Source organism: Limnohabitans planktonicus II-D5, assembly GCF_001270065.2.
GTDB lineage: Bacteria > Pseudomonadota > Gammaproteobacteria > Burkholderiales > Burkholderiaceae_C > Limnohabitans_A > Limnohabitans_A planktonicus.
Genome location: NZ_LFYT02000004.1, coordinates 276953 through 293040 on the forward strand (window position 1 = coordinate 276953; position 16088 = coordinate 293040).

The window sequence follows — 16088 nt, forward strand, 5'->3', positions numbered from 1 at the left end:
GCGGGCGCTAATGCGCGCTCAGCAGCGCTTGGCGAGTGGTTGGTTTGTCCAGTTGCGAAGTCCACCACAGCAGGGCATGGCCTGCGGGACTCAGGCGGCTGTCGCGCCATGCCGCTTGCACCGTGCCAGTGCGAAAGCGGTCGGTGCGCTTGACCACCAGCAGGCCTTGCTGCACCGAGGCCGCAACCAGGCTTTGCGGCAAAAAACCCACGCCCAAACCGCGCAGCTGTGCCTGCAGCTTGCTGTGCACGTCGGGCACGGTGAACACGTCCTGTCCGCCTTGCAGGCCAATGGTCATACCGCTGCCACGCTGCACCGAATCGGCCACGGCCACCATGCGGTGCTGCGCCAGCTGTGCGTCGCTCAGGGGTTCCGGGGCGGTGGCCAGCGGGTGGTGCGGTGCCACGGCAAACACAAAGGGCACCTCGCCCAGAACCCGATGCTGGATGTCGGCACTCAGGTGGTGTTCAATGGCCACCCCCAAGACCAGATCGGCCTGGCCTGAAGTCAAGGCCGCCATCGTCCCTGATAGGGCTTCGTGGCGGATGCGCAGTCGTGTCGGACTGTTCAGGGCCAAAAAGGCCTCGCACAAATCCATGACCACAGGGCGCGAAACGATGCTGTCCACCGCCACGGTGAGCACGGCTTCCCAGCCTGTGGCTACGCGCTTGACCCGGTTGGCTACGGCGTCAATGTCTTGCAGCAGTCGTCCCGCTTCGCGCAGCAGTTCCTGACCGGCTGCCGTTGGGCGAGCCTGACGTGCGCTGCGGTCAAACAACAGCACATCCAGTGCATCTTCCAATTGCCTCACTCTGTAGGTCAGGGCGCTGGGCACCAGGTTCAGCGCACGGGCAGCCGCTGCAAAACTGCCTTTTTCTTCGATGGTTTGCAGCATGAACAACGCATCTGGCGTGAGCCAATCTTTTGGACTTTGCATGATGCAGGCATTTTATTTCAAATAATTTGAATGTTGACGGCAAATGGATTGCACCGTTCTGACGTGTTCAGTCCTTACAGTCAAGGCCATGCCCTTAAGGAGAACCCCATGCTGACACTGCGCAAATCTGCCGAACGCGGCTACGCCGACCACGGCTGGCTCAAGTCGTTTCACAGCTTTTCTTTTGCCAACTACTTTGACCCGGCCCACATGGGCTTTGGCAATCTGCGGGTCATCAACGAAGACCGCATCGCCCCCGGCACCGGCTTTGGCACCCACGGCCACCGCGACATGGAGATCATCAGCTACGTGCTCTCGGGCAATCTGGCCCACCAAGACAGCATGGGCAATGTCAAGGGCATTCCGCCCGGTGATGTGCAGCGCATGAGCGCGGGCAGTGGCGTGCGCCACAGCGAGTTCAACCACGCCCAAGGTGAAGAAACGCATTTTTTACAAATCTGGATCGAGCCCAATGTGACCGGCATTGAACCCGGCTACGAGCAAAAAACCATTCCTGAGGCGATCAAGCGTGGCCAGCTGGCCTTGGTGGCTGCGCCCGAGGCGGCTGAACACACGGTCACCATCCACGCGGACGCACGCATGTATGCGGGCTTGTTTGAGGGTGCAGAACAGGCCACCTTGGCCCTCCATCCCGAGCGCAAAGCCTATGTGTTTCTGGTGCGTGGCACCTTGCAGGTCAATGGCCAACGGTTGACTGCGGGTGATGCCGCGCTGCTGCAGGCCGAGTCTTCATTGGTGCTCAGTCAGGGGCAGGACGCCGAAGTTCTGGTGTTTGACCTGGCGGCCTGATTCTTTTTTCTCTCTCTTTTTCCACTTGTCTATTTAAGGAGCTTTTCTCATGGCAAAAACGGTTGTTGTTTACCACTCTGGCTACGGCCACACCCAACGCGTGGCCCAATTCGTGGCCCAGGGCGCCAATGCCCAAGTCATCGCCATTGATGCCGACGGCAACATCACCGAGGCCGACTGGGCCGCGCTGGACGCGGCCGACGCCATCATCTTTGGCTCGCCCACCTACATGGGCATGGCTTCGTGGCAGTTCAAAAAGTTCGCCGACGCCTCGTCCAAGCGCTGGTTCACCAGTGCCTGGAAAGACAAGGTCGCGGGCGGCTTCACCATCTCGGCCAGCCCCAGCGGCGACAAGCTGTCCACCATCCAGTACTTCATCACCCTGGCCATGCAGCAAGGCATGGTGTGGGTCGGTCAGCCCGCCATGAACGACGGCACCATCAACCGCATCGGCTCCAATTCCGGCCTGATGGCCCAGGTCGGCCCCACCAGCCCGGCTGAAGACATCCCCCAAGGTGATCTGGACACCGCCAAAGCCTACGGCGAACGCGTAGCCGCCGTGGCCACCAAGCTGCGCGGCTGAAGATTGTTGCAGGTCAGCACGCGCAGAGTCCGACCTTGTGGGTTTTGGCACAGGCCCATGTCGGGGCTGAAGCCGCCGACCTGCAAAAACTTCCCCGTAGGTCGGCACTCGAAGAGTCCGACGTTGTGGGTTTTGGCACAGGCCCATGTCGGGGCTGAAGCCACCGACCTACAAAAACCTCCAAGTAGGTCGGCACTCGCAGAGTCCGACGTTGTGGGTTTCGGCACAGGCCCATGTCGGGGCTGAAGCCGCCAACCTGCAAAAACCTCCCCGCAGGTCGGCACTCGAAGAGTCCGACGTTGTGGGTTTCGGCACAGGCCCATGTCGGGGCTGAAGCCGCCGACCTACAAAAACCTCCAAGTAGGTCGGCACTCGAAGAGTCCGACGTTGTGGGTTTTGGCACAGGCCCATGTCTGGGCTGAAGCCACCGAACTGCAAAAACCTCCCCGTAGGTCGGCACGCGCAGAGTCCGACCTTGTGGGTTTTGGCACAGGCCCATGTCGGGGCTGAAGCCGCCGACCTACAAAAACCTCCAAGTAGGTCGGCACTCGAAGAGTCCGACGATGTGGGTTTTGGCGAAGGCCCATGTCGGGGTCTTCAACCCCCCTACCTCCAAAAACCTCCTCGTAGGTCGGAACCTTCAGGTCCGACTCGGTTCGACTTTTTCTTGTTGGATGATCGAAGGCACCCTGTGTCTTGCTAGGATAGGTCCATGAAAATCATTTCCATCTTGCCCTGGGTCGATTGGTTGGCGCTGGTGGCTTTTTTTGGTTTTTGGGTGGGGTATGCCTGGTTTGCCAAGGTGCGTGGCAAGCGTGACCAAAGTCTGATTGCCACCACCAATTTGTACCGTCAAAAATGGATGCTGCAGGCCACCGCACGCGACCCGCGCATGCTGGACGGCCTGATCACCCAGAACCTGTCGCAAACCCCGGCGTTTTTCTCGTCCACCACCATCATCATCATCGGTGGCTTGTTTGCTTTGCTGGGCACGACCGACAAGGCTGCCGAACTGGTGCGCGAGATCCCGTTTGCGCAACCCACGCCCATGCTGGTCTTCGAGTTCAAAGTGTTGGTGTTGGTCGGCATTTTTGTGTATGCGTTTTTCCGCTTTTCGTGGTCCATGCGCCAGTACACCTTTGTGGCCTTGGTGATTGGGGCCATGCCCCCTCCTGAAGAGTTCGATTCGGGTCGTCAGGATCGTCAGTCTTTGGCGCAAAGGGCGGGGCGTCTGGTCGGTGCTGCCGCAGAGACCTTCAATGACGGTTTGCGGGCGTATTACTTTTCTTTTGCAGCCATGGCCTGGTTTTTTTCGCCGATGGCTTTGGTCTTGGCCACAGCCTTGGTGGTCTTGATTCTTTATGGTCGCGAGTTCCGCTCGGATGTACTGCTTGTCCTGCGGGACTGAGTTCTTGGCGGGGCATGGCTTGCTGCCCTTGAGGTTCTGATGCATCGAGCTTGAACCAAGAGAAGAGTCAGATGGCGTCCACACTCAGACGCAGTTCGGTCGCGAATTGTTTTTTGAAATTTTGATGATTATTTTTGGAAATTTTAGTCATTTAGCATTTTTTTCATGAGGAGTACCCCAATTAGAGGTTTTTGATTTTCACGATTTATTGAATAATTTTTATCAAATTTTCCATTTAAATCAAAAAAATTCAGTTAAAAGTAAATTGTTTACTTTTGATGGAATTTTTTGAAAATCAGAAAAATCATGAAGTCAATCAAAATGTTGGATGCCCAAGGGCGCGTGGTTCAGAGTGCGGAGACCATCAACCGCAATCTGCTCGCCATCCAGTCTGGCCCCGTCAGTCTTGATGCCGTTGCTTCAACCAAACTGATGGTGCTGACTTTGAGAGACAAGGTCTTGCCCGAAGTCGCTCATCCCCAGAAGATCCACGTTCGGCGTGTCGCCAAAAATTTGGAATTGGTGTTGGATGGCGATTTTTCTGAAGGCGCAGATTTCATCATCAACAATTATTTTGATGTTTGCAATTCCAATGACTGCCGAATTTATGGTTATGACCCAACTGGAAAGGTCCTGGAATACCAAGTGGCTGATGGTGTCGCTTACAGTTCATGGACCGCAGATTTGTTTGGCCAGGCGCAAGTGCACGCCGTGCCTTTGGTGCCCAGTGCAGTGGCTGCCGGAGGCGGGGGGATTTTTGGACTGTGGGGCTTGGTGGGCGCAGGTGGTTTGCTGGCTGCAGTGGCGCTGGCGTCCAAAGGGGAGTCTGAACCGGCACCCAGTTCACCACAGTTAGCATTGGCGGCGGACACCGGGCTTGCAGGCGACGCGCTCACTCAGGATGCGCGGATCAACGTCAGTGGTGCACCGTCTGACGTCACGGTTTATTACAGCTTGGACCAGGGCAAAACCTGGACCACCAAGTACAGTCCTGTCGAGGGCCTCAACACTGTATGGGTTCAGGCTGAAAAAGGCGGTGTGCGCAGTCCCACATCGACCATGGTCTTCACTTTGGACACCAAAGGACCCGAGGCCACCATCACGATGGATAAATCCATCCTGAAAGTGGGTGACACGGCCACCGTGACCATCACCTTCAATGAAAAAGTCACAGGTTTCAGCAAAGACGATGTCATTGCCCAGCAGGGCAGCTTGGGTGATTTCGTATCCGATGCGAGTGGGCTGGTCTGGAAGGCGACCTTCACGCCAGAAGCGGGTTCCGAAAATCTGGACCTGAAGTTGAGTCTGCAATCGACTTACACCGATCTGGCGGGTAACGCAGGTCAAACTGCTGCAGCGTCTTATGGCGTGGACACTCAACTTCCGAGTTTCACGGTCAAGCTCGATGCCACCAGTGACAGCGGCGTTGTGGGGGATGCAGGCACCAACGATGACACGCCAACCCTCAGTGGCACGGGCTCGGCAGGTGACATCATCCGCGTGACCATGCCCGGCACCGGCGAGGTCATCAGCACCACCGTGGACGGCAGTGGTCAGTGGCTTGTGACGCCCACCCAGCCGATCGTCAGCGGCAGCGTGAGTGTGGTCGCTCGCGATTCGTCAGGCAACACCAGTCCAGCGCAAACTTTGCAATTGACGATTGACAAGAGCATCTCTGTGCCTGTGGTGAGCCTGAGTTGCGACAGCGGAGTGAGTGCGACAGACAAAGTCACCAACAGCGGTGCCCTGAGCGTTGTTGCTGACAGCGGCGCTCAAATCGAATACAGCACAGATGGCAGCAGTTGGGCGAGCACCTTCACCGCCACAGAAGGGGCCAACACAGTCTACGTGCGTGCCACCGACGCTGCTGGCAACACGGCCACATCGCAGCCGCTGACCTTCACTTTGGACACCATTGTCCCGGTCTATCAAGTGGCACTGAACTGTGACACCGCTGTGCCTACAGACAGGATCACGCAAGAAGCCTCTTTGGCTCTGGCAGATGTCGAGACATCCACCGCTTTGAGTTTCAGTTCTCAGGGGGACTCTTCCTGGTCAAGCACATTTGTGCCGACCGAAGGACACAACCTGGTGACCGTGCGGGTCGCAGACATCGCTGGGAATGAGCGCCCCCAGGACTTTTCTTTCACCCTGGACAGCGTGCGTCCTTCCGCGCCCGTCATCAGCTTGGTCAATGACAGTGGATGGCGCGACAACGATCAGATCACGCTGGATGGGCGGATCAATATTGCTTTCGATGTGGGCACCACGGTGGAGTTAAGTCTGGATGGTCAGACTTGGGTCACCACGTTCACTGCACAAGAGGGGTTCAATACGGTCTCTGCCCGTGCCACAGATGCCGCTGGCAACGTCAGTGAAATCAGCAGTCTGAATTTTTGGATGGATACCGAGGTGCCTGATGCACCGATTGTGAGTTTGGTCTGTGACACAGGCAGCAACACCCAGGATCAATTGACCGCTCAGGCCTTGCTGCGTCTCAATACCCAAGAGGTTGACAGTCAAATCCAGTACAGCACCAATGGTGGTATTTGGACGACCACCTTCACGGCGCATGAAGGCTTGAATCAAGTCCAGATCCGGGTCGTGGACGGCGCAGGCAATGTGGGTGCTGCGACCTTTTTTGATTTCACTCTCGACACGCAAGGCCCTGACGCGCCCACCGTGTTTTTGGTTTGTGATTCGGGCATCTTTGAAACCGACAACATCAGTCAAGATGGCGCTTTGCGTGTCGGCTCTGTCGAGCCCGGCAGCATTTTGCAGTACAGCACCGATGGCATTGGGTGGGCATCCACTTTCGCTGCTGGTGAAGGTCTCAACACCGTCAAAGTCCGCAGTGTGGATGCAGCAGGCAATGCAGGCACTGTCGAAACGCTGGTGTTCACGGTCAATAATCAGATCAGCCAGCCGCTGCTGACTTTGGCTTGTGATACCGAAGTCTTTGGTGACAACTTGACCCATGAGGGGGCGGTGATCGTTTCAGGGCCAGACAGTGATGCACGTCTTGAATACAGCACCAACGGTACAGACTGGTTCAACAGTTTCATTGCGGTCGAAGGTGAAAACACCGTGCAAGTGCGCGCCACCGACGCCGCAGGCAACACGGCCACCTCTGAGGCCATGGTGTTCACGCTGGTCAGCCAGATCCCCGCTTTCACCGTTGCTTTGAACTGCGACAGCGGGCAATCGGCAGACCTTGTCAGTCGTGATGACACCTTGCTGCTCGGTGATGTCGATGCGGATGCACAAGTCAGCTACAGCACCAATGGCAGCACCTGGACCAGCACCTACACCGCAGCCGAAGGCCTGAACAACGTCAAAGTGCGTGTCATGGACGCCGCAGGCAACCAGCGCACCCAAGACTACAGCTTCACCCTGGACAGCACAGCGCCCACCCCGGCCGTGCTCACCCTGGTGTGCGACAGCGGCAGCCAAGGCGCTGACAAACTCACGAACAACGGCGCGATCAACGTGGCCGCCGAAGCCGGTGCCACCCTCGAATACAGCACCAACGGCACCACTTGGGGCAGCACGTTTGCCGCCAGCGAAGGCGCTAACACCGTCAGCGTGCGCGTCACCGACCAAGCAGGCAACGTCAGCAGCACCTCCAGTCTGAGCTTCACCCTGGACAGCGCAGCCCCTGTGGCCCCCACCGTGGGCCTGGTGTGCGACAGCGGCAGCATCACGGGCTCTGGCACAGACAAGATCACCAACACAGGCACTCTGAGCCTGAGCAGCGTAGAAGCAGGCGGTCAGCTTGAATACAGCACCAACGGCGTCAACTGGGCCACCACCTTTGCAGCGGCAGAGGGCTCCAACAACGTGCAAGTGCGCGTGACAGACGCCGCAGGCAACTTGGGCGCAGTTACGAACTACAGCTTCACCCTGGACACCCAAGCGCCCGATGCGCCCGTGTTGGTCCTGGTGTGCGACAGCGGTGCACTCGGCACCGACAAGATCACCAGCGATGGCCGCTACAGCGTCACGACCTTGGAAGTGGGCACCACGCTGCAATACAGCACAGACGGCGTCGGATGGGGCACGACCTTCACAGCCGCCGAAGGCAGCAACACCGTCAAGGCGCGGGTCATTGATGCTGCGGGTAATGCAGGCGCAGCCAGCACCCTGAGCTTCACGCTGGACACGGTCATCAACAAACCCACCGTGGCGCTGGCCTGCGACAGCGGCACCAGCAACAGCGACGGCATCACCCGCAACGGCGGGCTGAACCTGAACAGCATCGACAGCGACGCACAGGTGCAGTACAGCACCGACGGCCAAACCTGGACCAGCAGCTTCACGGCGGTGGAGGGCACCAACAGCGTGACCCTCAAAGTGACAGACGCAGCGGGCAACGTGGCCACGTCAGACACGCTGAGCTTCACACTGAACGCAGCAGACGCGGTCTTCACTGCCCAACTGGATCTGTCCAGCAACAGCGGCAGCCAGACCGACTTATTGACCCAGGACCTGACCCCCACGATCAGTGGCACCGGCACAGAGGGTGACATCATCCAAGTCACCATGCCCGGCACAGGCGAGATCCTGAGCATCACGGTGGCTGCAGATGGCAAGTGGAGCGTGACCGCCAGCACCGACATCGCCAGCGGCACCGTGAGCGTGACCGCAAGCAACGCCGCAGGCGTGGTGAGTGCGGCAAAAACACTGACGCTGCAAATCGACGCCAGAATCGCCACCCCCGTGATCAGCCTGATCAGCGACAGCGGATCGAGCGCAACCGACAAAGTCACCAGCAACAGCGCCTTCAGTGTCAGCGCAGACAGCGACAGCCTGCTGGCATACAGCACCAACGGCACAACGTGGGCCACCACCTTCACCCCCGCAGAGGGTGCCAACACGGTTCAAGTGCGCGCCACCGATGCCGCAGGCAATGTGGCCACATCCAGCGCCTTCAGCTTCACCCTGGACAGCCAAACCAGCGCCTTCACGGTAGCGCTCAGCTGCGACAGCGGCACGGCCAGCGACAAACTCAGCCGAGACGCCACCTTGGTCATCACCGGCGCAGAAGCCGGTGCCAGTATCGAATACAGCACCAACGGCAGCACCTGGACCAGCACCTACACAGCAGCCGAAGGGCTGAACAACCTCAAAGTGCGCGTCATGGACGCCGCTGGCAACCAGCGCACCCAAGACTACAGCTTCACCCTGGACAGCACCGCGCCCACCCCGGCGGTGCTCACCCTGGTGTGCGACAGCGGCAGCCAAGGCGCAGACAAGCTCAGCAACAATGGCAACATCAACATTGCCGCCGAAGCCGGTGCCACCCTCGAATACAGCACCAACGGCACCACTTGGGGCAGCACCTTTGCCGCCAGCGAAGGCGCTAACACGGTCAGCGTGCGCGTCACCGACCAAGCAGGCAACGTCAGCAGCACCTCCAGCCTGAGCTTCACCCTGGACAGCGCAGCCCCCACAGCCCCCACCGTGGGCCTGGTGTGCGACAGCGGCAGCAGTACAGGTGCAGGGACAGACAAACTCAGCAACATCGGCACCCTGAGCCTGAGCAGCGTAGAAGCAGGCGGTCAGCTCGAATACAGCACCAACGGCGTGAACTGGGCCACCACCTTTGCAGCGGCCGAAGGCACCAACAATGTGCAAGTGCGCGTGACCGATGCTGCAGGCAACTTGGGCGCAGTCACCAACTACAGCTTCACACTGGACACCCAAGCGCCCGTTGCGCCCGTCCTTGGCCTGGTGTGCGACAGCGGTGCACTCGGCACCGACAAGATCACCAGCGATGGCCGCTACACCGTCACGACCTTGGAAGTGGGTGCCACACTCCAATACAGCACAGACGGCGTTGGGTGGGGCACCACCTTCACAGCAGCAGAAGGCAGCAACACCGTCAAGGCGCGGGTCATCGACGCAGCAGGCAACGCAGGCGCAGCCAGCACCCTGAGCTTCACACTGGACACTGTTATCTCCAAACCCACCGTGGCGCTGGCCTGCGACAGCGGCACCAGCAACAGCGACGGCATCACCCGCAGCGGCGCGCTGAACCTGAACCACATCGACAGCGACGCGCAGGTGCAGTACAGCACCGACGGCCAAACCTGGACCAGCAGCTTCACAGCGGTGGAGGGCACCAACAGCGTGACCCTCAAGGTCACGGACGCAGCGGGCAACGTGGCCACCTCGGACACACTGAGCTTCACACTGAACGCAGCAGACGCGGTCTTCACCGCCCAACTGGACCTGTCCAGCAACAGCGGCAGCCAGACCGATCTGCTGACCCAAGACCTGACCCCCACGATCAGCGGCACCGGCACAGAGGGTGACATCATCCAAGTCACCATGCCCGGCACAGGCGAGATCCTGAGCACGACGGTGGCCGCTGATGGCAAGTGGAGCGTGACCGCCAGCACCGATGTGGCCAGCGGCACCGTGAGCGTGACCGCAAGCAACGCCGCAGGCGTGGTGAGTGCGGCCAAGACACTGACGCTGCAAATCGACGCCAGCATCACGACCCCCGTGATCAGCCTGATCAGCGACAGCGGATCGAGCGCAACAGACAAAGTCACCAGCAACGGCACATTCGCCGTCAGCGCAGACAGCGACAGCCTGCTGGAATACAGCACCAACGGCACAACGTGGGCCACCACCTTTGCAGCCGCAGAGGGGGCCAACACCGTGCAAGTGCGCGCCACCGATGCCGCAGGCAACGTGGCCACCTCGGCTGCCTTCAGCTTCACCCTGGACAGCCAAACCAGTGCCTTCACGGTAGCGCTCAGCTGCGACAGCGGCACGGCCAGCGACAAACTCAGCCGAGACGCCACCCTGGTCATCACCGGCGCAGAAGCCGGTGCCAGCGTGGAATACAGCACCAACGGCACCACCTGGACCAGCACCTACACAGCAGCCGAAGGCCTGAACAACGTCAAAGTCCGCGTCATGGACGCCGCAGGCAACCAGCGCACCCAAGACTACAGCTTTACCTTGGACAGCACAGCGCCCACCCCGGCCGTGCTCACCCTGGTGTGCGACAGCGGTAGCCAGTTGGGCGACAAGCTCACGAACAACGGCAACATCAACGTGGCCGCCGAAGTCGGTGCCACACTGGAATACAGCACCAACGGCACCACCTGGGGCAGCACCTTTGCAGCCAGCGAAGGCGCTAACACGGTGAGCGTGCGCGTGACCGACCAAGCAGGCAACGTCAGCGCTACCTCCAGCCTGAGCTTCACCCTGGACAGCGCAGCCCCCACAGCGCCCACCGTGGGCCTCGTGTGCGACAGCGGCAGCAGTACAGGTGCAGGGACAGACAAACTCAGCAACATCGGCACCCTGAGCCTGAGCAGCGTAGAAGCAGGCGGTCAGCTCGAATACAGCACCAACGGCGTGAACTGGGCCACCACCTTTGCAGCGGCTGAAGGCTCCAACAACGTGCAAGTGCGCGTGACCGATGCTGCAGGCAATCTGGGCGCAGTCACCAACTACAGCTTCACCCTGGACACCCAAGCGCCCGATGCGCCCGTGTTGGTCCTGGTGTGCGACACCGGTGCACTCGGCACCGACAAGATCACCAGCGATGGCCGCTACAGCGTCACGACCTTGGAAGTGGGTGCCACGCTGCAATACAGCACAGACGGCGTCGGCTGGGGCACCACCTTCACAGCCGCCGAAGGCAGCAACACCGTCAAGGCGCGGGTCATTGATGCTGCGGGTAATGCAGGCGCAGCCAGCACCCTGAGCTTCACGCTGGACACGGTCATTAGCAAACCCACCGTGGCGCTGGCCTGCGACAGCGGCACCAGCAACAGCGACGGCATCACCCGCAACGGCGCGCTGAACCTGAACAACGTGGACAGCGACGCGCAGGTGCAGTACAGCACCGATGGCCAAACCTGGACCAGCAGCTTCACAGCCGTGGAGGGCACCAACAGCGTGACCCTCAAAGTGACAGACGCAGCAGGCAATGTGGCCACCTCGGACACACTGAGCTTCACACTGAATGCAGCAGGCGCGGTGTTCACCGCCCAACTGGACCTGTCCAGCAACAGCGGCAGCCCAACAGATTTATTGACCCAGGACCTGACCCCCACGATCAGCGGCACCGGCACAGAGGGTGACATCATCCAAGTCACCATGCCCGGCACAGGCGAGATCCTGAGCACGACGGTGGCCGCTGATGGCAAGTGGAGCGTGACCGCCAGCACCGATGTGGCCAGCGGCACCGTGAGCGTGACCGCAAGCAACGCCGCAGGCGTGGTGAGTGCGGCAAAAACACTGACGCTGCAAATCGACGCCAGCATCGCCACCCCCGTGATCAGCCTGATCAGCGACAGCGGATCGAGCGCAACCGACAAAGTCACCAGCAACAGCGCCTTCAGTGTCAGCGCAGACAGCGACAGTCAGCTGGAGTACAGCACCAACGGCAGCACCTGGACCAGCACATATGCAGCATTAGAAGGTGCCAACACCGTGCAAGTGCGCGCCACCGACGCCGCAGGTAATGTGGCTACCTCCAGCGCCTTCAGCTTCACGCTGGACAGCCAGACCAGCGCCTTCACAGTCTCCTTGAGCTGCGACAGCGGCACCACAGGCGACAAACTCAGCCGCGACGCCACCTTGGTCATCACCGGCGCAGAAGCCGGAGCGGACATCAACTACAGCACCAATGGCACCACCTGGACCAGCACCTACACAGCAGCCGAAGGCCTGAACACCGTCAAAGTGCGCGTCATGGACGCCGCAGGCAACCAGCGCACCCAAGACTACAGCTTCACCCTGGACAGCACAGCGCCCACCCCGGCCGTGCTCACCCTGGTGTGCGACAGCGGCAGCCAAGGCGCTGACAAACTCACGAACAACGGCAACATCAACGTAGTCGCCGAAGCCGGAGCCACGCTGGAATACAGCACCAACGGCACCACCTGGGGCACAACCTTCACAGCCGCAGAAGGCGCCAACACGGTCAGCGTGCGCGTCACCGACCAGGCAGGCAATGTCAGTGAGGCATCCAGCCTGAGCTTCACCCTGGACAGCGCAGCCCCCACAGCGCCCACCGTCGGCCTGGTGTGCGACAGCGGCAGCATCACGGGCTCTGGCACAGACAAGATCACCAACACAGGCACCCTGAGCCTCAGCAGCGTAGAAGCAGGCGGTCAGCTCGAATACAGCACCAACGGCGTGAACTGGGCCACCACCTTTGCAGCGGCCGAAGGCGTGAACAACGTCAAAGTGCGAGTGACGGACGCCACAGGCAACACCGGTGCTGTGGCCACCTACAGCTTCACCCTGGACACCCAAGCGCCCGATGCGCCCGTGTTGGGCTTGGTGTGCGACAGCGGCGCACTCGGCACCGACAAAATCACTCAAACCGGCAACCTCACCGCATCCTCCCTGGAAGCCGGTGCCACGCTCCAATACAGTACCAACGGCTCAGCCTGGGGCAGCACCTTTGCCGCGGGCGAGGGCAGCAACACCGTCTACGCACGCGTGGTCGATGCCGCAGGCAACACCGGCGCGGCCAGCCAACTGGTGTTCACCGTGGACACCTTCATCGTCAAACCGATCCTGACCCTGGCCTGCGACACCGGCACCCCGGGTGACCTGGTCACCATCGACGCCAGCCTGAACGTCCCTGGAAGCGCCACCGGCTCGGCCATAGAAGCCGGTGCCGTGGTCGAATACAGCACCAACGCCAGCAGCTGGACCAACACCTACAGCGCCATAGAGGGCAGCAACACCGTCTACGCACGGGTCCGGGACGCGGCGGGCAACATCGCCGTCTCCGACGTCCTCCGATTTGTGCTCAACACCAAAGCAGGCACCTTCACCGCAGGTCTGGACAACAACAGCAACAGCGGCGCCCTGACGGACCTGAGCACTTATTACGACACCCCCACCATCACCGGCAGCGGCTCAGAAGGCGACCGCATCAAAGTGACCATGCCCGGCACCGGCGAAGTGCTCACCACCGTGGTCGACAACAACGGCCTGTGGTCCGTCACGCCCACGCTGGCCATTGCCTCGGGCAATGTGCAAATCGAACGCACCTTGCAAGCGGGCAACGCGGTAGACGCCACCATCAACCTGGCGGTGGTCATCGACAAAACCGTGGCCTCACCCGCCGTCAGCTTGCTGTGCGACACCGGACGCAGCCAAAGCGACAAAATCAGCACCGTAGGCAACCTGAACATTGGGCTCATCGAAACAGACGCCTTGGTCGAATACAGCACCGACGGCAGCACCTGGAGCAGCACCTTCACGGCACAAGAAGGCGCCAACACCGTGCAAGTGCGCCAAACCGACAAAGCCAACAACACCAGCACCCCCACCGTCTTCAGCTTCACGGTGGACACCGGCAAACCCGTGCCCACCGTCAGCATCACGGCCATAGGCGGAGACGATGCCGTGGGCCCGGCCGATGCGGCCCACCTGCAAACCACCATCACTGGCGCTGCACTGGGGGCCAGCGAAGGCGATCTGGTGCAAATTGCCGTGAACGGCCACACCTTCAGCGGCACCGTCAACGCCGTGGGCAGCTACAACATCAGCATCGACACGGCCGACCTGGTGGCCGATTCGGACAAAACACTGGAAGTGCTGCTCAACGCCAGCGATGCCGCAGGCAACCAAGCCAGCACCTCGGCCAGCCGCAGCTACAGCGTGGACACCTCTGCGCCGCAAGTGCAAAGCATCGCGCTGGACAAAACACTGCTCAAAGCAGGCGACAGCGCCACCGTCACCATCCGCTTCTCAGAAAAAGTCATCGCCTTTGATGTGGGCGATCTGGTGGCCGACAACGCCAGCCTGAGCAACCTGGCCACAGCCGACGACGGCCTGACCTGGACGGCCACGCTGTTGGCCCACAGCAGCATCGAAGACACCAGCAACCTGGTGCAACTGTCGGCCACCTACAACGACACTGCAGGCAACGTGGGCACCGCAGGCACGAGCGGCAACTACAGCCTGGACACCAAAGCGCCCACGGCCACGATCAAACTGGTCGACGAAGCCCTGCAAGCGGGCGAGACCACCACGCTGACCATCACCTTCAGCGAGAAAGTGCAAGACTTTGGCAACGCGGATGTCACGGTGCAAAACGGCACATTGGGCACCTTGGTCAGCACCGACGGCATCGTCTGGACCGGCACCTACACGCCCAGCGTCAACCTTGAAGACACCACCAACGTCATCACGCTGGCCAACACCTACAGCGACCTGATCGGCAACGCTGGAGCCGTGGGCACCAGCGGCAACTACAGCGTAGACACCAAGGCCCCCTCGGCCGTGGTCACCCTCCAAGACGCCCAAGGTGCGCCGATGACCAGCCTCACGGCCGGACAAAGCGCCCAGCTGACCATCACCTTCAGCGAAGCGGTCAAAGACTTCAGCAACGCCGACGTGACAGCGCCCAACGGCACCCTGAGCACCCTGGCCAGCACCGACGGCGGCACCACCTGGACCGCGACGTTCACGCCCAACGCCAATGTGGAAGTGGCCGCCAACAGCATCAGCGTCAACCCCGGCGCCTACAGCGACCTGGCCGCTAACGCAGGCGCAGCCGCATCGAGTGCCAACTACGCGGTAGACACCCAAGGCCCCACGGCCACGATCACCCTGAGCGACAGCGCGCTCACGGCAGGCGAGAGCGCACAAGTGACCATCGTCTTCAGCGAAAAAGTCACCGGCTTTGGCAACACCGACGTGGCTGTAGAAAACGGCACGCTGAGCACCCTGGCCACCACCGACGGCGGCAAGACCTGGGTGGGCAGCTTCACGCCCACAGCGGGCACGGCAGACGCCAGCAACGTCATGAGCGTGGCCAACAGCTACACCGACGTGGCGGGCAACCAAGGCGCCAGCACCAGCAGCGCCAACTACGCGATAGACCTCAAAGCACCCACGGCCAGCATCGCCCTGAGCGACAACGCGCTCAAAGCAGGCGAGAGCGCCACGGTGACCATCACCTTCAGCGAAAAAGTCAAAGACTTCAGCAACGCGGACATCACAGCGCCCAACGGAGCCTTGAGCACATTCACCGCCAGCACAGACGGCCTGATCTGGACAGCCACCTTCACGCCAGCAACAGACACCGAAGCGGCCAGCAACACGCTGAGCCTGGGCACGGCCTACACCGACGAAGCGGGCAACGCAGGCACGGTAGCTACAGCCACGTACGCAGTGGACACCCAAGCACCGAGCTTCACAGTCAAGCTCGATGACGCGAGCAACAGCGGCGCGTTGTCAGACCGCCTGACCCGTATCGACATGCCCACGATCAGCGGCACGGGCAGCAAGGACGACGTGATTCAAGTGACCATGCCCGGCACAGGCGAAGTGCTCAGCACCACGGTGGCTGCAGA

5 protein-coding genes are annotated in these 16088 nt (G+C 60.8%); 4 read left to right on the forward strand and 1 reads right to left on the reverse strand.

Annotated features, from left to right (window positions below; translation table 11 throughout):
* Positions 1-7 precede the first annotated feature (7 nt).
* The gene (locus H663_RS25655; protein WP_053169466.1) at positions 8-937 is read right to left on the reverse strand and encodes a LysR family transcriptional regulator; all 930 of its coding nucleotides are present in this window, start codon (positions 935-937) and stop codon (positions 8-10) included.
* Positions 938-1045: 108 nt separating this feature from the next.
* Between H663_RS25655 and H663_RS25660 the strand changes: the two genes are divergently transcribed.
* The 4 genes from H663_RS25660 to H663_RS25675 all read left to right on the forward strand — a co-directional run.
* On the forward strand, positions 1046-1747 hold the full coding sequence (locus tag H663_RS25660) for a pirin family protein (protein WP_053171394.1): 702 nt from the start codon (positions 1046-1048) through the stop codon (positions 1745-1747).
* Positions 1748-1796: 49 nt separating this feature from the next.
* A complete protein-coding gene (locus tag H663_RS25665; protein WP_053169464.1) occupies positions 1797-2330 on the forward strand; it encodes a flavodoxin family protein in 534 nt (177 codons plus the stop codon).
* 712 nt (positions 2331-3042) lie between these two features.
* Complete coding sequence (locus H663_RS25670) at positions 3043-3738, forward strand: DUF599 domain-containing protein (RefSeq protein ID WP_053169460.1); 696 nt, start codon at positions 3043-3045, stop codon at positions 3736-3738.
* Between the two features lie 306 nt (positions 3739-4044).
* A partial coding sequence (locus H663_RS25675; protein WP_116695810.1) for an Ig-like domain-containing protein occupies positions 4045-16088 on the forward strand: 12044 nt, incomplete at its 3' end.

Bases quoted from the DNA above. Each gene is read 5' to 3' on its own strand.
- H663_RS25655 (WP_053169466.1), bottom strand. From the start codon at position 937: ATGCAAAGTCCAAAAGATTGGCTCACGCCAGATGCGTTGTTCATGCTG.
- H663_RS25660 (WP_053171394.1), top strand. From the start codon at position 1,046: ATGCTGACACTGCGCAAATCTGCCGAACGCGGCTACGCCGACCACGGC.
- H663_RS25665 (WP_053169464.1), top strand. From the start codon at position 1,797: ATGGCAAAAACGGTTGTTGTTTACCACTCTGGCTACGGCCACACCCAA.
- H663_RS25670 (WP_053169460.1), top strand. From the start codon at position 3,043: ATGAAAATCATTTCCATCTTGCCCTGGGTCGATTGGTTGGCGCTGGTG.